Annotated in this window: 17 protein-coding genes; 8 read left to right on the top strand and 9 right to left on the bottom strand. The window is 71.0% G+C overall.

Going from position 1 to position 17301, the window contains the following annotated elements:
* Positions 1 to 35: 35 nt before the first annotated feature.
* From ACYVKF_RS05545 to ACYVKF_RS05520, 6 genes are all read right to left on the bottom strand, one after another.
* Entirely contained in the window at positions 36 to 1313 is a 1278-nt protein-coding gene (locus ACYVKF_RS05545; protein WP_460965397.1) for a saccharopine dehydrogenase family protein, read from the bottom strand.
* Between the two features lie 28 nt (positions 1314 to 1341).
* Positions 1342 to 2115 (bottom strand): ABC transporter permease, encoded by a 774-nt coding sequence (locus ACYVKF_RS05540; RefSeq protein WP_082552918.1) that lies wholly within the window; start codon positions 2113 to 2115, stop codon positions 1342 to 1344.
* A gap of 113 nt (positions 2116 to 2228) precedes the next feature.
* On the bottom strand, positions 2229 to 3146 hold the full coding sequence (locus ACYVKF_RS05535; RefSeq protein ID WP_082552838.1) for an ABC transporter permease: 918 nt from the start codon (positions 3144 to 3146) through the stop codon (positions 2229 to 2231).
* Entirely contained in the window at positions 3143 to 4291 is a 1149-nt protein-coding gene (locus tag ACYVKF_RS05530) for an ABC transporter ATP-binding protein (RefSeq protein ID WP_460965394.1), read from the bottom strand. The genes ACYVKF_RS05535 and ACYVKF_RS05530 overlap by 4 nt, the downstream gene beginning before the upstream one ends.
* Positions 4291 to 5538 carry an ABC transporter substrate-binding protein gene (locus tag ACYVKF_RS05525; RefSeq protein WP_460965392.1) on the bottom strand — a complete coding sequence of 416 codons (1248 nt, stop codon included), beginning with the start codon at positions 5536 to 5538 and terminating at the stop codon, positions 4291 to 4293. The genes ACYVKF_RS05530 and ACYVKF_RS05525 overlap by 1 nt, the downstream gene beginning before the upstream one ends.
* A 61-nt stretch (positions 5539 to 5599) precedes the next feature.
* A complete protein-coding gene (locus ACYVKF_RS05520) occupies positions 5600 to 7084 on the bottom strand; it encodes a gamma-aminobutyraldehyde dehydrogenase (protein WP_460965390.1) in 1485 nt (494 codons plus the stop codon).
* A gap of 179 nt (positions 7085 to 7263) precedes the next feature.
* On the opposite strand from ACYVKF_RS05520, the gene ACYVKF_RS05515 reads away from it, so the two are divergent.
* The 4 genes from ACYVKF_RS05515 to ACYVKF_RS05500 are packed head-to-tail and all read left to right on the top strand — an operon-like array spanning position 7264 to position 11012.
* Positions 7264 to 7740 carry an Lrp/AsnC family transcriptional regulator gene (locus ACYVKF_RS05515; RefSeq protein WP_200947704.1) on the top strand — a complete coding sequence of 159 codons (477 nt, stop codon included), beginning with the start codon at positions 7264 to 7266 and terminating at the stop codon, positions 7738 to 7740.
* Positions 7737 to 9134, top strand: a complete 1398-nt coding sequence (locus ACYVKF_RS05510) for an aspartate aminotransferase family protein (protein WP_460965388.1) — start codon at positions 7737 to 7739, stop codon at positions 9132 to 9134. Before ACYVKF_RS05515 ends, ACYVKF_RS05510 begins: the two co-directional genes overlap by 4 nt.
* Positions 9135 to 9147: 13 nt before the next feature.
* On the top strand, positions 9148 to 10575 hold the full coding sequence (locus ACYVKF_RS05505; protein ID WP_460965386.1) for an NAD(P)/FAD-dependent oxidoreductase: 1428 nt from the start codon (positions 9148 to 9150) through the stop codon (positions 10573 to 10575).
* 47 nt (positions 10576 to 10622) lie between these two features.
* Complete coding sequence (locus tag ACYVKF_RS05500) at positions 10623 to 11012, top strand: pyridoxamine 5'-phosphate oxidase family protein (protein ID WP_460965384.1); 390 nt, start codon at positions 10623 to 10625, stop codon at positions 11010 to 11012.
* 16 nt (positions 11013 to 11028) lie between these two features.
* Here ACYVKF_RS05500 and ACYVKF_RS05495 read toward each other — a convergent pair whose 3' ends face one another.
* A complete protein-coding gene (locus ACYVKF_RS05495) occupies positions 11029 to 12027 on the bottom strand; it encodes a phosphotransferase (protein ID WP_460965381.1) in 999 nt (332 codons plus the stop codon).
* Positions 12028 to 12068: 41 nt separating this feature from the next.
* Here ACYVKF_RS05495 and ACYVKF_RS05490 point away from each other — a divergent pair, with 41 nt between their 5' ends.
* The 4 genes from ACYVKF_RS05490 to ACYVKF_RS05475 are packed head-to-tail and all read left to right on the top strand — an operon-like array spanning position 12069 to position 14945.
* Positions 12069 to 13205 carry an LOG family protein gene (locus tag ACYVKF_RS05490; RefSeq protein WP_460965379.1) on the top strand — a complete coding sequence of 379 codons (1137 nt, stop codon included), beginning with the start codon at positions 12069 to 12071 and terminating at the stop codon, positions 13203 to 13205.
* Positions 13202 to 14038: a YndJ family protein gene (locus ACYVKF_RS05485; protein WP_460965377.1), complete on the top strand. Its 837-nt coding sequence runs from the start codon at positions 13202 to 13204 to the stop codon at positions 14036 to 14038. Before ACYVKF_RS05490 ends, ACYVKF_RS05485 begins: the two co-directional genes overlap by 4 nt.
* Positions 14035 to 14559, top strand: coding sequence for a DUF1990 family protein (locus ACYVKF_RS05480; protein ID WP_460965375.1), 525 nt, complete (start codon positions 14035 to 14037; stop codon positions 14557 to 14559). The genes ACYVKF_RS05485 and ACYVKF_RS05480 overlap by 4 nt, the downstream gene beginning before the upstream one ends.
* Entirely contained in the window at positions 14556 to 14945 is a 390-nt protein-coding gene (locus tag ACYVKF_RS05475; protein WP_460965373.1) for a VOC family protein, read from the top strand. Before ACYVKF_RS05480 ends, ACYVKF_RS05475 begins: the two co-directional genes overlap by 4 nt.
* Before the next feature lie 230 nt (positions 14946 to 15175).
* Here the strand turns inward: ACYVKF_RS05475 and purU are convergent, their stop codons facing one another.
* Positions 15176 to 16048: a formyltetrahydrofolate deformylase gene (purU, locus tag ACYVKF_RS05470; protein WP_460965548.1), complete on the bottom strand. Its 873-nt coding sequence runs from the start codon at positions 16046 to 16048 to the stop codon at positions 15176 to 15178.
* Between the two features lie 21 nt (positions 16049 to 16069).
* A complete protein-coding gene (locus tag ACYVKF_RS05465) occupies positions 16070 to 17293 on the bottom strand; it encodes a monooxygenase (protein WP_460965546.1) in 1224 nt (407 codons plus the stop codon).
* Between the last annotated feature and the right edge of the window lie 8 nt (positions 17294 to 17301).

The following is a 17301-nucleotide window of genomic DNA, read 5'->3' as shown; positions in this document are numbered from 1 at the left end:
GCCCCTCGCTGCCACGGCCGAGCCGCCCTGCGGCGTCAGCGGTCCTCCATGCCCCACGGAGAACCGTAGCCGTCGGGCTTGGGCGCCTTGAGCAATTCGAGGAACGGCACGGCGTCGAACGCCTCCGGACCGAGGACCCCGTTGCCGGCCCACGTGCCGTTGGCGAGCAGCTCGAGCGCGACGACCGGGTTGACGGCGGTCTGCCACACGACGCACTGGGCGCCGTACTCGCGCATCGTGTCCTCGTTGTCCGACACGTGGTAGAGGTACGTGCGGCGAGGCTGACCGTCCTTGCCCGTGCCGGTGACCCAGAGGCCCGCGCAGGTCTTGCCCTTCATCTGCGGACCGATCGTCGCGGGGTCGGGCAGCACCGCGGCCACGACGTCCCGCGGCGAGACCTGGACACCCTTGACCGTCACCGGGTCGGTGCGGTCGAGGCCGAGGGTGCGCAGGGTCTTGAGGATGGTGATGAGCTCCTCGCCGAGGCCGTACTTGAAGGTCACCTTGTCGGCATCGACCCAGCGGGGCATGAGGAGCACCTCCTCGTGCTCGACGTGGACGCACTCGACCGGGCCGATGCCCTCAGGGAAGTCGAACACCTCGGGCTCGGCGAACGCCGGCAGCGTCGAGAACCCCGCCTCCACATCGCCACCTGCCGCCTCGGCGCGGGACCTCTCCCACACCACCGGCGGGTTGAGGCACTCCTCGATGATCGTCCACATCGAGAAGCCGGGGGCGAAGGTCTCGTTGCCGTCGGCGTCGAGGACGGCGAGGTTCGCGCCGTCCCTGGTGCCGAGCTCCTCGATGTGCGAGAAGAGGTGGTCGGAGGCGTACCGCGCGAACACGTCCGACAGCCCGGGCTCCACGCCCATCCCCACGAGGGCGAGCTGGTTGGACGCCTCCCACTCCCCCGCCATGGCGAACTGCTCGTCGCCGAGCTTGACGTGCGCCTTGGCGTACGGCTCCTCGGGGTGGCGTTGCGACAGGCTCATGGCCATGTCGAGGTAGCCGGCACCGGCCACCAGCGCCCCACGGAAGATCGGCATGACGAACCGCGGGTCGACGGCGTTGAAGACGTGCGTGACCGCGTGCTTGAGGGCCAAGGCGGCCACGGCAGCGCCGTCGGAGGCGTCCACCACCTCGGCGACGAGGCGGTCCTCGCCCGGGCGCCGGGCGGTGGCGTGGGCGACGGTCGCCTCCGCCCTGGACAGGTCGTAGTCGGCGACGACGAGCAGCTCGAAGAAGTCGCGCTCGACGGCGATGCGCGCGGCAGCGTCACCGACGCCACCGGCGCCGATCATGAGGATCCGCATGGGGGGTCGTCCTTGGTGGGGTCGGGGGTCAGCGCTTGCGCGCGTTGCCGATGAGCTGGCCGGCCACCACGAGGAGCACCGCGATGACGAACATCGAGAAGCCGATCACGTTGGCCTGGGCCGGGATCCCGCGCAGGTAGGACACGTAGACGAACTTCGGGAAGGTCGTCGCGTCACCCGACACGAAGTTGGTGATGATGAAGTCGTCGAACGACAGCGAGAAGGCCAGCAGCGCGGCGCCGACGACACCCGGGAGCACCAGCGGGAAGGTGACCCGCCAGAACGTTGCCCCGGGACCGGCGAACAGATCCTGCGCCGCCTCCTCGAGCCGTGGGTCGAGGCTCTGCAGGCGGGCCTTGACCGTGACGACCACGAAGCTGATGCAGAACATCACGTGCGCGATGACGATCGTCCAGAACCCCAGCTTGAGGCCGAAGCGGGAGAAGCCCTGCACGAAGATCGTCAGCAGGCTCGCGCCGAGGACGATCTCCGGCGTCGCCATGGGGACGAAGACCAGGACGTTGCTGGCCGCGCGGCCCCGGAACTTGTGCCGCACCAGGGCGAACGCGAGCATCGTGCCGAGCACCGTCGCGACGACGGTGGCGATGACGCCCACCTGGATGGAGGTGACCAGCGCGTCACAGACACCGGGGGCGCCACAGGGGTCCTTCCAGTGCTTCAGCGTCGGACCGGCCGCGGAGTTCCAGACGATGTTGGACTTGCGGTAGTCGTTGAACGAGAAGGCGAACGTGTAGGCCACCGGCACGAACAGGTAGACCAGCACGGCCAGCGCCGCGATCATCGAGACGTGCGTGCCGAGCCACGTCTTCACCCGTGCCAGGGGGGTCGGACCCGCGACGGACGAGCGGGTCGGTGGCGTGGGCCCACCGGTGCGGGGGCGTGAGGCGGTGGCGGTCACAGGAGCTCCTCCGTGCCGAACTTGCGGATGTAGACGAACACCATCGCGAGGATGATCGCCATGAGGGTGAAGCTGAGCGCGGCCGCTGTCGGGAAGCCACCGAGGACCCGGAAGAACTGGCTCTCGATGACGTTGCCGACCATCTTGGTGCTGCGGTCGGACCCGAGCAGCTCGGCGTTGACGTAGTCACCGGCTGCCGGGATGAACGTGAGCAGCGTGCCGGCGATGACACCGGGCAGGCTCATCGGGAGCGTGACCTTGCGGAACGTGGTGAGCCCGTTGGCGTACAGGTCGCCACCCGCCTCGATGACCTTGGGGTCGGCGCGCTCGAGGGAGGCGTAGATCGGCAGCACCATGAACGGCAGGAAGTTGTAGGTCAGGCCGGCCACGACCGCGACCCACGTCTCGGTGATGCGTCCGCCGGGGAGCAGGTGGAGGAACTTCAGCGTCTCCGCCACCGGACCGTTGTCGGCGAGGATCTGCCGCCAGGCGATGGTCCGCAGGATGAAGGACGTGAAGAACGGCGCGATGACGCAGATCATCATGACGTTGCGCCACTTCCCCGCCTTGAACGCCATGGCGTACGCGAGGGGGTAGGCGAGGACGAACGCGAAGAAGGTGGCCAGCCCGGCATACAGCAGGGACCGCCCGAAGTGCGGCGCGAACTCGGTGATCGCGTCGAGGTAGTTCCCGAAGTTCACGTCCCGGTAGTAGTAGCCGGGGAAGCCCGGGAAGCCGCTCTGGAGGGAGACCGTGAACAGCTGCAGGAGCGGGAACACGAAGAACACCAACAGCCAGATCGTGCCCGGGATGAGCAGCAGGTATGGCGCCCACGAGCGTCCGCCGCGCTCCTGCGGCGGACCGTCGTCGGGTGCCCCCGGTGTCCCCCCGCCCACGTGGGCGAGGGCGCTCACGACGCGACCTGGGCTTCGGCGGCCGCGGCCTCGTCCACCTCGACCCCGAACGCGTGCCCGGAGTCCCACTCGAGCCACACCGGGTCGCCCGGGCGCAGGGTGTTGCGCTGGACGTCGAGGTTCTGCTCGTACACGGCCCACGTGCTGCCGCTGGGGACGGTCACGAGGAACTGCGTGGCCACCCCGGTGAAGGAGACGTCGACGACCTGGGCCTTCACGTCGTTGCCGGCACCGGTGGGCTGGTCGCTGCTGATGCGCACCTTCTCGGGACGGACGCCGAAGGTGATCCGCCCGCTGTGGACGGCGGAGCGCGCCTTCGGGATGCGGACCGTCGTGCCCGCCACCTCGACGACGAGGTTGTCGCCGTCGGTGCCGGTGACGTCGCCGACACCCAGGTTGGACTGGCCGACGAAGTTGGCCACGAAGGACGTGCGCGGCAGGTCGTAGAGCTCCTCGGGGTGGCCCATCTGCTCGATCCGCCCGGCGTTCATCACGGCTACGGTGTCGGCCATGGTCATGGCCTCCTCCTGGTCGTGGGTCACGTGGATGAAGGTGAGGCCGACCTCGGTCTGGATCCGCTTGAGCTCCACCTGCATCTGCCGGCGCAGCTTGAGGTCGAGGGCGCCGAGGGGCTCGTCGAGCAGCAGCACCTCCGGGCGGTTGACCAGCGCGCGCGCCAGGGCGACACGCTGCTGCTGGCCGCCGGAGAGCTGGGCCGGCTTGCGCGAGGCGAAGCTCGACATCTGCACGAGCTCGAGGGCGTCCTCCGCGGCCTTGCCCGCGTCGGAGTCACCCCGGCGCCGGGGACCGAAGGAGACGTTGTCCCGGATCGTGAGGTGCGGGAAGAGCGCGTAGCTCTGGAACACGGTGTTGACCGGGCGCTCGTACGGCCGGGAGCCGGTGAGGTCGGTGTCGCCGATGAGGATGCGTCCGCGCGTCGGCTGCTCGAGCCCGGCCACCATGCGCAGCGTCGTCGTCTTGCCGCAGCCCGACGGGCCGAGGAGGGCGAAGAACGAGCCGCGGGGAACCGTGAGGCTGAGGTCGTCGACGGCGGTGAAGTTGGCGAACTGCTTGGTGACCGACTCGAGGTTGAGGTCGCCCTTGGCCGCGCGGAAACCGGCTCCGCCAGAGGAGAAGAGTGCCATCAGTTACCGACCACCTTTGCCCAGATGCTGCTGTAGTCGGCGTCCTCCTGTGGGGAGAGCGCCCGGAACCCCTTGACGTTGTTGTCCTTGATGTAGGACTCGCTCGGGAAGATGAACGGGCTCTTGGCCAGCTCGGGGTCGATCTTCTCCATCTCCGCCTGTGCACCCTCGACGGGGCACACGTAGTTGACGTAGGCGGCGACTTGGGCCGCGACCTCGGGCTGGTAGTAGTAGTCCATCAGCGCCATGGCGCTCTTCCGGTGCCGCGACGTGATCGGGATCATCATGTTGTCGCTCCAGAGCGTGCCGCCCGACTCGGGGATGACGAACTGCCAGTTGTCGTTCTCGGTCTCGGCCCGCAGCACGAACAGGTCACCGCTCCAGACGATGCCCGCGATGGCGTTGCCGCTCTTGAGGTCCTCGAGGTAGCTGTTGCCCTTGACGCGGCGGATGTAGCCGTCGCTGATGCGCTTGTCGATCTCCGCGACGGCCGCCTCGAACTGCGCCTTGCCGAAGCCCTTGGAGATGTCGACGCCCTGTTGGAGCATGACCAGCCCCAGGGTGTCGCGGAACTCGCTGAGGACCACGATCTTGCCCTTGAGCTCGTCCTGCCACAGGTCGTCGAGCGACTTGAGCTCGCGGCCGACCTTGGACTTGTCGTAGCCGATCCCGGCGAACCCGCTCTGCCAGGTCAGGGACTTCTGGCGACCCGGGTCGAACGAGACGTCCTTGAGCGAGTCGAGCAGGTTGGCCGCGTGCGGCATGCGGATCAGCTCGAGCGGCTGCACCAGCCCGTCGCGGATGACGCGGTTGGCCATCCAGTCGGTGAACACGAAGATGTCGCGGTCGATGTCCTGCTTGGCCCGCAGCTGCGGCGCGATCTTGTTGAAGTAGGAGTCGTTGTCGTCGACGTCCTCGCTGTAGGTGACCTGGATCCCGGTCTTCTTGATGAAGGCCTCGAGCGTCGGGTACTTCTTGGTGTCCTCGTCGTAGTCGAGGTAGGCGGTCCAGTTCGCCCACTTGAGGACCTTGTCGGTGGCCGACACGTCGGTCGGCAGCTGCACGGCGACGGCGCCCGCTGCCGGAGGCGTCGGGGGTGCACAGGCCGACAGCGCTGCCGCAGCACCACCCATGAGGGAGGCCCCGAGGAGTCCCCTTCTGGAGAAGGAGCGATCTCGGGTGGAGGACATCGCGGCGCGGACCAGGCCACGGGCGACGGGGTCTGCGGGAGGTCGCAGGGGTTTCATCGGCACTCGCTAGGGGTTCGGCCGGCTGCCGCCCGAGGACGGCTGCCGGGTGGGACGGGGGTCAGCTGTCGATGTTGGCCATCACGTGCTTGATGCGCGTGTAGTCCTCGAAGCCGTACATGGACAGGTCCTTGCCGTAGCCGGACTTCTTGAAACCGCCGTGCGGCATCTCCGCGACGACAGGAATGTGGGTGTTGATCCAGACGCAGCCGAAGTCCAGCGCCTTCGAGACGCGCATGGCGCGGCCGAAGTCCTTGGTCCAGACGCTGGAGGCGAGGCCGTAGTCGACGTCGTTGGCCCAGCGGACCGCCTCCTGCTCGTCGGTGAACCGCTGCACCGTGATGACCGGGCCGAAGATCTCGTCCTGGATCGCCTCGTCGTCCTGGCGCAGCCCGGACAGCACGGTCGGCTCCAGGAAGAACCCGTCGCCGAGTGCGTCCATCCGGTGCCCACCGGCCGCGACGCTGGCGTGGTCGGGCAGCCGCGACAGGAAGCCCTGCACGCGCTCGAGCTGGTTGCGGTTGTTCACCGGGCCGAGGAGTGCGTCCTCGTCCTCGGGCAGGCCGACCTTGACCGAGGTCCTGGCGTACTCGGCCAGGGCCGCCACGAAGTCGTCGTGGATGTGCGGCGCGGCGAGCACGCGGGTCGCGGCGGTGCAGTCCTGGCCCGCGTTGAAGTAGCCCGCGGTGGCGATGCCCTCGACGGCGGCCTCGATGTCGGCGTCGTCGAAGACGATGACGGGCGCCTTGCCGCCGAGCTCGAGGTGGACGCGCTTGAGGTCGCGCGCAGCGCTCTCGGCGACCTGCATCCCGGCACGGACGGAGCCGGTGATCGCCACGAGCGCCGGCGTCCGGTGCTCGACCACCGCGCGGCCCGTCTCGCGATCGCCGGTGACGACGTTGAAGGTGCCGGCCGGCAGGAACTCCGAGGCGATCTCCGCCATGAGCAGGGTCGTCTCGGGCGTCGTGTCGGACGGCTTGAGGACGACGGTGTTGCCCGCCGCGAGGGCCGGGGCGATCTTCCAGGTGGCCATCATCATCGGGTAGTTCCACGGGGTGACCTGGCCGACGACGCCGATCGGCTCGCGCCGGATCCAGCTCGTGTGGCCCCGCATGTACTCCCCGGCGGAGCGCCCCTCGAGCACGCGGGCCGCACCGGCGAAGAAGCGGATCTGGTCCACCATCGGCGGCATCTCCTCACTCGCGGTGAGGGCGTGCGGCTTGCCGGTGTTCTCGGACTCGAGGCGGACGAACTCGTCGGCCCTGCGCTCGATCGCGTCCGCGAACCGGAGCAGGGCGGCCTGGCGTTCGCCGGGGGTGGTCTGCCCCCACTCCTCGAAGGCGCGGCTGGCCGAGGCGTAGGCCGCGTCGACGTCCTGGGCCGTGGACACCGGGGCGGTCGCGACGACCTGGGCCGTCACGGGGCTGACGATGTCGGCCGTCGCGTCGGTGGTGGCGTCGACGTACTCGCCGCCGACGAAGTTGCGCAGCACGCGCGGCGAGGCCGTGGTGCCGGTGGTGGCGGGGCCGGCGGTCGTGGCGGTCACTGACTCTCCCAGGGAGCTCGGGTACGGATTCCGGTGGTTGGCACTGTAGCCCCAGCACCACGGATTTCAATAGGTTCTCGGCACTTGGATGCGGAAATCAACACCGATTTAACAAATCAGCAACCGATTCCGTCGCGAGGGGACTTGCGCCAAACGAGATCCAGCGACACCATGGCCGCGTGACCCGCACTCCCAGCAACGGCACCGACGTGCGCCTCGACGACGTGTCGAAGGCGATCATCGAGCAGCTGCAGGAGGACGGGCGGCAGTCCTACGCCACGATCGCCAAGCGCGTCGGGCTGTCGGAGGCGGCGGTGCGCCAGCGGGTGCAGCGCCTCCTCGACCAGGAGGTCATGCAGATCGTCGCCGTCACCGACCCCCTGCAGGTGGGGTTCAGACGCCAGGCGATGATCGGCATCCGCGTCGACGGGGACCTGACGCCTGTCGGTGACGCGTTGTCGGCCATGGCTGAGGTCGACTACGTCGTCACCACGGCGGGGTCCTTCGACATCCTCGCTGAGGTCGTCTGCGAGGACGACACGGAGCTGCTCGAGCTCCTCACCAAGCGGATCCGGACCCTCCACGGGGTCCAGTCGACCGAGACCTTCGTCTACCTGAAACTCAACAAGCAGCACTACAACTGGGGTACCCGATGAGCATCGATTCCACGTCCACGACGCCGGCCGGCACCGCATACGCGGACGCTGCCCGGGACCACCTGTGGATGCACTTCACCCGCCACTCGACGTACGAGGAGGGCGGCAAGGTCCCCGTCATCGTGCGCGGCGAGGGCCACAAGATCTGGGACGACCACGGCAAGGAGTACATCGACGGGCTCGCGGGCCTGTTCGTCGTGCAGGTCGGGCACGGTCGCCAGGAGCTCGCCGACGCGGCGGCCCGGCAGGCCAAGGAGCTCGCCTTCTTCCCGCTGTGGTCCTACGCCCACCCCAAGGCCATCGAGCTCGCCGAGCGCCTCGCCGCAGGCGCACCGGGCGACCTCAACCGCGTCTTCTTCACCACCGGTGGTGGCGAGGCCGTCGAGACCGCGTGGAAGCTGGCCAAGCAGTACTTCAAGCTCACCGGCAAGCCCACCAAGCACAAGGTGATCAGCCGGTCGGTGGCCTACCACGGCACCCCGCAGGGCGCCCTCTCGATCACGGGGATCCCGGCCGCCAAGGAGATGTTCGAGCCGCTCGTCCCGGGCGCGTTCAAGGTCCCCAACACCAACCACTACCGCGCGCCTGAGCACCTGCGCGACGACGAGAAGGCGTTCGGCCGCTGGGCCGCCGACCGCATCGCCGAGGCCATCGAGTTCGAGGGCCCCGACACCGTCGCCGCCGTCTTCCTCGAGCCGGTGCAGAACTCCGGGGGGTGCTTCCCGCCCCCGCCCGGGTACTTCGAGCGCGTCCGCGAGATCTGCGACGAGCACGACGTGCTCCTGGTCTCCGACGAGGTCATCTGCTCGTTCGGCCGCATCGGGTCGATGTTCGCCTGCGACGACTTCAACTACGTCCCCGACATCATCACCTGCGCCAAGGGCATGACCTCCGGGTACTCCCCCATCGGCGCGATGATCGCCAGCGAGCGCCTCTTCGAGCCGTTCAAGAAGGGCACGACGAGCTTCCCGCACGGCTACACCTTCGGTGGCCACCCGGTGAGCTCGGCGGTGGCGATGGCCAACCTCGACATCTTCGACCGCGAGGGCCTCAACGACCACGTCAAGGAGAACGCCCCGAAGTTCCGGGCGACCCTCGAGAAGCTGCTCGACCTGCCGATCGTCGGTGACGTCCGCGGAGCCGGGTACTTCTACGGCATCGAGCTCGTCAAGGACAAGGAGACCCGCGAGACGTTCAACGACGCGGAGTCCGAGCGGCTGCTGCGTGGCTACCTCTCCAAGGCCCTGTTCGACGCCGGCATCTACTGCCGCGCCGACGACCGCGGGGACCCGGTCATCCAGCTCGCGCCGCCGTTGATCATCGGGCAGACCGAGTTCGACGACATCGAGAGCCGCCTCCGGTCGGTCCTCAAGGACGCCGAGAAGCACCTCTGAGCCGGCCGCCCTCGTGACCCAGCCACTCTGGTCCGAGGCAGCGCAGCGGGAGGGCTCGAGTGCCGCGTCGTCGGCGCACGAGCCCTCCTCGCCGTCCGTGCCCGGAAGCTCCTCGTCCCCCGCGTCCTCCCCGCCCCCTGCTCCCCTGCCCGCCCGAGCCGACGTCGTCATCGTCGGTGCCGGCTTCACCGGGCTCTGGACGGCGCACTACCTGCTGCTGGCGCAGCCCTCGCTCGACGTCGTCCTGCTCGAGGCCCGGCACGCCGGGTTCGGGGCCAGCGGACGCAACGGCGGGTGGGTCTCCGCCCTGTGGCCGGTCGGACCCGACACGCTCGCGCGACGCTCGGGCAGGGCGGCGGCGGAGGCGATGCTGGCCGAGCTGCGGCACACCGTCGACGAGGTCGGCACCGCCGCGGAATCTGCGGGGATCGACTGCGGATTCCGCAAGGGCGGCACCCTCGGTCTCGCCCGTTCCGAAGCCCAGGTGGTCCGCGCCCGCGCCGAGGTCGCGCACTCGGCCTCGTGGGGCACCGGCACCCGGTGGCTCGACGCGGCGGAGGCGACCGAGCGGCTCGCGGCCGAGGGCGTCCTCGGTGCGACGTACAACCCGAGCTGCGCGCGGGTGCACCCGCGGCGGCTCGTCGACGGACTGGCTGCCACGGTCCGCGGGCAGGGAGGCCGGATCCACGAGGGTGTGCGCGTCGAGGCCATCGAGCCCGGGCTGGCCCGGCTCGACGACGGCCGCACCGTGCGCGCGCGGCACGTCATCCGTGCGACGGAGGGCTTCACCCCCGTCCTGGCGGGGCACCGTCGCACGGTCGCGCCCGTCTACTCGCTCATGGTCGCCACCGAGCCGTTGCCGGCGCAGCTGTGGGAGCAGATCGGGTTGGCGCAGCGCGAGACCTTCGCCGACCACCGCCACGTCATCATCTACGGCCAGCGCACCGACGACGACCGGCTCGCCTTCGGTGGCCGGGGCGCGCCGTACCACTTCGGGTCACGGGTCAGGCCCGAGTTCGACCACGAGGCAACGGTTTTCGCCGACCTGCGCGCCACCCTTCGCGACCTCCTCCCGCAGATCCGGGAGGTCGAGTTCACCCACGCGTGGGGCGGCCCCCTCGGGATCGCCCGCGACTGGCACCCCTCCGTCGGCCACGACCCTGCCACCGGGCTCGGCTGGGCCGGTGGTTACGTCGGTGACGGCGTCGCCGCCAGCAACCTCGCGGGCCGCACCCTCGCCGACCTGGTGCTGGGGCGCCATACGGCCATCACCGACCTCCCGTGGGTCGGGCACCGCAGCCGGCGCTGGGAACCGGAACCCGCTCGCTGGGTCGGGATCAACGCCGGGCTGCGCCTGGCCCACGCCGCCGACCGCGAGGAGGCGCGCACGGGACGCCCGGCCCGGATCGGGCGGCTCCTCGAGGCCCTCACCGGCCACTGAACCGGCACGCCCCGGCGCCGGCGGCGGGTCGCTGGCAGACTTCGAGGGTGTCCACGCCCCCCGCAGAGCTGTCCGCCGCCGCCCTCGAGTTCGTCACCGTCCGCCACCTGGCGACCCTGACCACGCTGCGCCCCGACGGCAGCCCGCACGTCGTCCCCGTCGGGTTCACCTGGGACCCCGAGGCCCTCGTGGCCCGGATCATCACCAGTGGGGCGAGCCGCAAGGCGCGCAACGCCGCGGCCGGCAGCCGGGCGGTCCTGTGCCAGGTGGACGGGCGGCACTGGCTGTCCTTCGAGGGACCGGCCCGCGTCCGCACCGACCGCGAGTCCGTGGCGGACGCCGAGCAGCGGTATGCCGCCCGCTACCGCGTGCCCCGCGAGAACCCCGAGCGCGTGGTGATCGAGGTCGCCGTGGACCGGGTTCTCGGCAACGTCTGACTCCTCGCTGCCGACGTCAGGGGCCTTGCTCCGGGTCCTTCGGCGGAAAGGGCTCGTGGGTGAGGCGCAGGTAGTACAGGGGTGAGTCGCCCCACTCGGCGAGCTCGTCCGGCTGGGCACCACGGATCGCTCCCAGCCAGGTGAACGACCGGTTCACGGCGTGGGTGACCATCGCCGGGCCCATCAGCGACTCGAGGGAGTCGCGGTCCAGCACGTCCGCCCACACTCGCGCGTACGCGTCGAGGAGGGCGTCCCACGGGTGGTGCGTGACCCGGGTCGAGTAGCCGTAGGGAACGGCGAGCACCTCGAGCACATGGGCCCACTGCGCGTCGCCGAAGTCGAAGAACCGCAACGCCCCGTCGACGACGAAGACGTTCCGCGGGTGCAGGTCCCCGTGCTCGAGGCTGGACGGCAGGGGGCCTGCGACCAGGGCGGCGACAGCGGCCTCGACGTCACCGATCCGCGAGCGCAGGGAGCCCGCCTCCTCGGCCGTCAGGTGGGAGGGGTGGCCGTCCGGGAGGGCGGCGAGCTCGTCGACCAGCCACAGGTACCGCGCGGGGACCGTGGGCGGGGAACAGTCGGGTAGGCCGGCGCCGACCAGCTCGTCACGGTGGGCTGCCGTCCGGCGCTGCACCGTCGCGGCTGCCGTCAGGAGCCCCTGCCAGTCCTCGAGCGTCGCGTCGCGGCTGTCCCCGAGCGTGGCCCCCCGGTCCGCGGTGATCATCCAGCCGCGGCCGGCGTCCACGGCCAGCGGTGCCTCGACCTCGGTCGGCTCCAGCCGGGCCAGGGCACGGTGCACGGCGGGTTCGAAGGCGGCGGAGGCACAGTTGGCCTTGAACCACACCCTCCCCCGGTCCGTCGGCACCACGAGCTGCGTCGACCACGGCCGGATCCTCGGCTGCTCGAGCGGGCCCGTCACGCGGCGACCGACGCGACGCAGCTCCTCCTCGACCCAGCGGGTCGCCTCGCCCCGCCAGGCCCCACCCGCGACGCGCGTGGAGAACAGCTCGCCCATGCCGCGACTCTAGACAACGACCGGCCGTCTAGAGTCGCAGCATGGTCCGGCGCGAGGTGGAGTCGCTCCCCGCGCTCGAGGCCCTGCTCGCCTCCGGCAAGCCGCTCACCGGGGTCCGGCTGCAGGACCTCGACCTCACGGGTCACGAGGCGCAGCTCCTGGGGCGCACCGACCTCACCGGCCTCGTCGTCCTCGGGGGTCGACTGTCCCCCGAGCTCGACGCGCACCTGCGCGCCCACCGTGCGCTCGTCTTCCCCACCGACCCGCACGCTCCGGTGGATCCCTACCGGGCCACCCTCTACTCACCCGCCGAGCTGTATGCAGGCCTGTCCGAGCACGGCTACGACGCCACCCCGGATTTCCGCGCGTACCGGTGGGCGCGTGACGGCAGCAGGCACCACGACGCCTTCGCCACGCTCCTGCGCGCCATCCACGACGACTCCATCAGCGACGCCCTCGACGAGTTCGTGGACTGCCGCCCGCTCGTGGGGGTGATGGGTGGCCACGCGCTCGACCGCGGCCGCACGGCATACGCCGAGGCAGCGCTGGCCGGCCACCGCCTCGCGCGGCTGGGGGTCATCGTGGCCACCGGCGGAGGACCGGGCGCGATGGAGGCGGCCAACCTCGGTGCGTTCGCCGACGACGAGCAGGCCCTGGAGAGTGCCCTCCGGCGGCTCGCGGCCGTCCCCTCGTTCCGCCCCGACATCGGTGCCTGGGCGTCGCTCGCGCTCGAGGTGCGCCAGGAGCTGCGCACGGACGTGCGGGCCGACGACACCGGCGCCCGCAGCCTCGGCATCCCCACGTGGTTCTACGGCCACGAACCACCGAACGTGTTCTGCGACGGCATCGGCAAGTACTTCTCGAACGCCATCCGTGAGGACGGCCTCCTCTCGCGCGCCACCGCCGGGGTGGTGGTGCTCGAGGGCGCGGCAGGGACGGTGCAGGAGGTGTTCCAGGCGCTGACCCCGTCGTACTACGCCGCCGACGACGAGACCCTCGCCCTCCCGCCGGTCGTGCTCGTCGGTCAGGAGTACTGGACGGACACCGTCCCGATCTGGGCAGCCGTGCGTGCCCTCGGGCAGGGGCGGGCCCTCGGCGACGCCCTGCACCTCGTGGACACCGTGGACGAGGCGGTCGCCGTCATCGCCTCCGCACCGGGGCGGGAGGCTGTCCGGTGACCGTGGTCGTCAACCTCGTCGTCACGCTCGGCATGCTCGTGATCGTCCCGTTGGGGCTCCGGCTGCTGCCCGTGGCCGGCACCCTCGCGCTGGCCCGTGCCTACCCCGTCTTCGCCGTGCCCGGCGTCGTCGCCCTCTGGCTCCCCCGCGGCGTCCTCTCCACGACGCTGGCCGGCTGGTACGGCGTCGGCACGTTGCTGCTGGCGTTCCTCGGCGTCCGCCACGGGTGGAACTGCTTGTCCCGCAGGACCCTCCGCGGCGCAGATGCCGCGGCCGTCACGGCACTGGTGTGCCCGGCGATCGCGGCGTTCGCCCTGGTGAGCGAGCGCGCGTCGACCGAGGTGTTCGGGTTCAGCCTGAAGATCCTCGCCCTCACCGTGCCGCACTTCCACTTCGCGGGGTTCGCCGCCGCCCTCGTCGCCCACCTCGTGGCGACCACCCATCCGAGCCCGGTGACGACGGCGGCGGCCTGGTCCGTGCCGTCCGGCACCCTCGTCGTGCTGCTCGGCTACTTCGTCAACGACGAGGTCGAGCTGCTGGGGGCGGTGATCCTCACCGCCGGCATGTGGCTGGTGGGCTGGACCCTGTGGACCCGGGGACGGGCCGGGACCAGGGACTCGCGCACCCGGCTGCTCCTCGGGGTCAGTGCCGTCACCCTCGTCCTGACGATGCTGCTCGCCCTCGACTGGGCCCTGGGCCACGTCGTCGACGCCGTGCCGCACCTGCCCATCGAGTGGATGGCCTGGACCCACGGGCTGGCGAACGCCGTCGGCTTCGCCCTGTGTGCCGTCTGCGCCCTCGCGCGCCCGACCCGGATCGAGAGCCGACCATGAAGCTGACCGACCTCGCCCACCTGCCCCTCACCTACGAACCGCGCGGGCTGACCCTCGACGGGCCGATGCCGCAGGGTTTCCACCACCTCGAGGTGGAGCGCCGGCTGGGAGCCGGCGACGCGGCATACGCCCGGGCGGCGGAGGCGCTCATGGGGTGGGCGCCGCAGCGCGGGATCGGTCTGCGTCCGGTGGCGACGGCACCCCGCGCTGCCGAGGGCGTCGAGATCCTCAGCCACCTCGTGGTGCTGCCTGTTCCGTGCCGGGTCGTGTGGACCGTGGAAGGACCGGAGCGCACGGGGTTCGGGTACGGCACGCTGCGCGGCCACATCGAGAGCGGCGAGGAGGGCTTCCTCGTCGAACGCCGCGGCGACGAGGTGTATGCCGTGATCCGCGCCTACGCCCGGGCGGCGACGCTCCTGGCCCGGCTGGGTGGACCCGTGAGCTGGCAGCTGCAGAGAGTTGCGGCGCTGGGGTACCTGCGCGCCCTGCAGCGAGCCGCGGACGGCAGGATGGCACCATGAGCCAGCGTCTGAACCTCGTCACCCTGCTCGTCCGCGACTACGACGAGGCCCTCGAGTTCTACTGCGGCGCAGTCGGGTTCGAGCTCGTCGAGGACACCGACCGGGGCGACGGCACGCGCTGGGTCGTCATCCGTCCGGCCGGCTCGGAGGGTACCCAGGTCCTGCTCGCCCGCGCCAGCACCCCCGAGCAGGTCGCCCGCGTCGGCGACCCCGGGGGCGGACGGGTCATGCACTTCCTCGGCACTGACGACTTCGCCGCCGACCACGCGCGGATGGTCGCGGCCGGGGTGCGCTTCCTCGAAGAGCCCCGCCACCAGGACTACGGCGACGTCGCGGTCTTCGAGGACCTCTACGGCAACCGCTGGGACCTCATCCAGCCCCGCTGACGTCCCCACTCTCCACCCGACCACCCGGCCTCGACACCCCGCCCCCGACACCCCCGCCCCCGCGCCCGACACCCCCGCGCCGCACGCAAAGCGGGTGTCGTTCGGCGACCCGGGACTTATTTGTCGGTGCCTTGCGGAACGACACCCGCTTTGCGCGTGTCACGGTGGGCGTCGAGAGCCCCGCCGCGAGCCGCGGGGCAGACGCGCGGCCGACTGGCTGGCCGGCTGGATCAGTCGAAGACGATGGTGCGGCGGCCGCGCAGGACGACGCGGTGCTCGGCGTGCCAGCGGACGGCTCGCGCCAGGGCCATGGCCTCGAGCTCCTGCCCCACCGAGGCCAGCTGCGCCGGGCTCATCCGGTGGTCGACCCGGCGGAAGTCCTGCTCGATGATCGGCCCCTCGTCGAGGTCGGCCGTCACGTAGTGCGCCGTCGCTCCGATGACCTTGACGCCGCGGTCGTGCGCCTGGGTGTACGGCTTGGCACCCTTGAAGCTCGGCAGCAGCGAGTGGTGGATGTTGATGATCCGCCCCGGCAGGTCGGCGCAGAGGTCGGCGGACAGGATCTGCATGTACCGCGCCAGGACGATGGTGTCGGCCCGGTGCTCGGCGATGAGGTCACGCAGCTGCTGCTCCGCAGCGGGCTTGGTGTCACGGGTCACCGGGACGTGGTGGAACGGCACCCCGTGCCATTCCGCGAGACCCCGGAAGTCCTCGTGGTTGGACACGATGGCCGGGACCTCGACGGGCAGCGACCCGCTCTCGACACGGAACAACAGGTCGTTGAGGCAGTGTCCCTGCTGGCTGACCATGACGAGGACGCGCCGCCGCTGGGACAGGTCGTGCACGGCATACTCCATCGCGAACTCCGCCGCCACGGACGCCAGTCCGGCGTCGACCTCGGCCACCGGCAGGGCCGCCCCCTCGCGCACGAGGTGCATGCGCAGGTGGAACTCCCCCGAGGTGGCGTCCGCGAACTGCTGGCTGTCGAGGATGGTCATCGCCAGGTCGAGCATGACCCCCGAGACGGCGTGGACGATGCCACGGCGGTCGGGGCAGGAGACGGTGAGGACGAACTCGCGGCCGCTCTCGGCGGACGCCGGCATGGACTGGTGCACCCGGACAGCCTAGGGGCGGGTCAGCAGCACGATCCCCAGGCACATCTCGTCGGTCGTCCCCTCGCCCCACACGACGTACCGCTCGGGCACGCCGGCGAGCGCGGGCAGCTGGTCGCGCAGGCCCTGGTCGTGCCGGCAGGTGACGGTGAGGGTGTCGCCGGCCTTCACCCTGACCGCGGGCGTCACCGGCTTGCTCCCCTGGTTGTCGAAGTCCCAGATGGGCAGGTCGAGGATGGTGCGCTCACCCTTCTTGCCCTGGTTCACCACGACGGAGATGCTGCGCCCCAGCAGGTGCATGTGCCCCGCGACCGCCCGTATGGTGCCCGGCTGGGTCACCGGACGGGTGCACGACTGCGTGGGCGTGGCCTTGATCGGCCCGCACAGCAGGTGCAGGAGGTTCGCGGTCGAGCCGGCCGCGGCGCCGAACCGCTGCTGCACGTCGGCCACGGCAGCCTGACGCGCACACAGGGGTCCGGTGTGTCCGGGGCGGCACGGCAGCTCGACCGGGCCCGGGAGCAGGACGGTCTCGAGGGTCTTGCGGGTGCCGTCGTCGGCCGCGACCCGCAGCCGGGCTGCCGAGGTGTCCGGGGAGTCACCCGCGAGCAGGTTGTAGTGGACCTGCATGACGATGCGGGTCCCCGGTGCCAGGGGCATGCCCAGGTCCTTGGCCAGCAGGCTCTCGCCGCCGCCGGGTGCCCACGCCCCCAGCCACGGTGCGTCGTCGAGGGTGCTGCCCTGGCTCTCGACGCCGGTGCCACCGAAGCAGGTCCAGCCCTGCCCGGGCTCCGCCGCGTCCTTCGCCTGGGCCACCGCCACCTTGTCCGGCGGGATCCGGAACAGGATGACGTGGTGGACGACGTCCGGGTTGCCCGGCAGGACGTTGATCCCCGTGACCACGGACTTCGCGGTGAGGTGTGGGTCGAGCAGGAAGCAGCGGTAGTCGTCCGTCCCCGGGGCGGCCGGCGCCTTCGGTGTGTATGCCGCCGGCATCCGCAGCGTGACGAACCGTTCGCCGGTGCGCAGCGGCGCGACCGGCTTGGTGGTGGCCGGGCCGTGGGCGGCGTGCCCGGACGTCGTCGTGGCGGTGGCTGCCGGTGTCGTCGTGGCCGGCGGTGCCGCGGTCGCTGCGGACCCGGCTGTCGACCCTCGGCTGGCGCAGGCCGTGAGCACGAGGGCTGCGACCGCGGCCATGGCGCACCCAATGAGGGCGCGACGGACGGGGCGGCGGTGCATCACCTCAT

The organism is Pedococcus soli, assembly GCF_054782575.1.
The sequence above is the reverse complement of the archived record's forward strand: the minus strand, read 5'-3'. Positions and strand labels throughout refer to the sequence as shown.

Bases quoted from the DNA above. Each gene is read 5' to 3' on its own strand.
- ACYVKF_RS05545 (WP_460965397.1), bottom strand. From the start codon at position 1,313: ATGCGGATCCTCATGATCGGCGCCGGTGGCGTCGGTGACGCTGCCGCG.
- ACYVKF_RS05540 (WP_082552918.1), bottom strand. From the start codon at position 2,115: ATGATCGCGGCGCTGGCCGTGCTGGTCTACCTGTTCGTGCCGGTGGCC.
- ACYVKF_RS05530 (WP_460965394.1), bottom strand. From the start codon at position 4,291: ATGGCACTCTTCTCCTCTGGCGGAGCCGGTTTCCGCGCGGCCAAGGGC.
- ACYVKF_RS05525 (WP_460965392.1), bottom strand. From the start codon at position 5,538: ATGAAACCCCTGCGACCTCCCGCAGACCCCGTCGCCCGTGGCCTGGTC.
- ACYVKF_RS05510 (WP_460965388.1), top strand. From the start codon at position 7,737: ATGAGCATCGATTCCACGTCCACGACGCCGGCCGGCACCGCATACGCG.
- ACYVKF_RS05495 (WP_460965381.1), bottom strand. From the start codon at position 12,027: ATGGGCGAGCTGTTCTCCACGCGCGTCGCGGGTGGGGCCTGGCGGGGC.
- ACYVKF_RS05490 (WP_460965379.1), top strand. From the start codon at position 12,069: ATGGTCCGGCGCGAGGTGGAGTCGCTCCCCGCGCTCGAGGCCCTGCTC.
- ACYVKF_RS05480 (WP_460965375.1), top strand. From the start codon at position 14,035: ATGAAGCTGACCGACCTCGCCCACCTGCCCCTCACCTACGAACCGCGC.
- ACYVKF_RS05475 (WP_460965373.1), top strand. From the start codon at position 14,556: ATGAGCCAGCGTCTGAACCTCGTCACCCTGCTCGTCCGCGACTACGAC.
- purU (WP_460965548.1), bottom strand. From the start codon at position 16,048: ATGCCGGCGTCCGCCGAGAGCGGCCGCGAGTTCGTCCTCACCGTCTCC.
- ACYVKF_RS05465 (WP_460965546.1), bottom strand. From the start codon at position 17,293: ATGCACCGCCGCCCCGTCCGTCGCGCCCTCATTGGGTGCGCCATGGCC.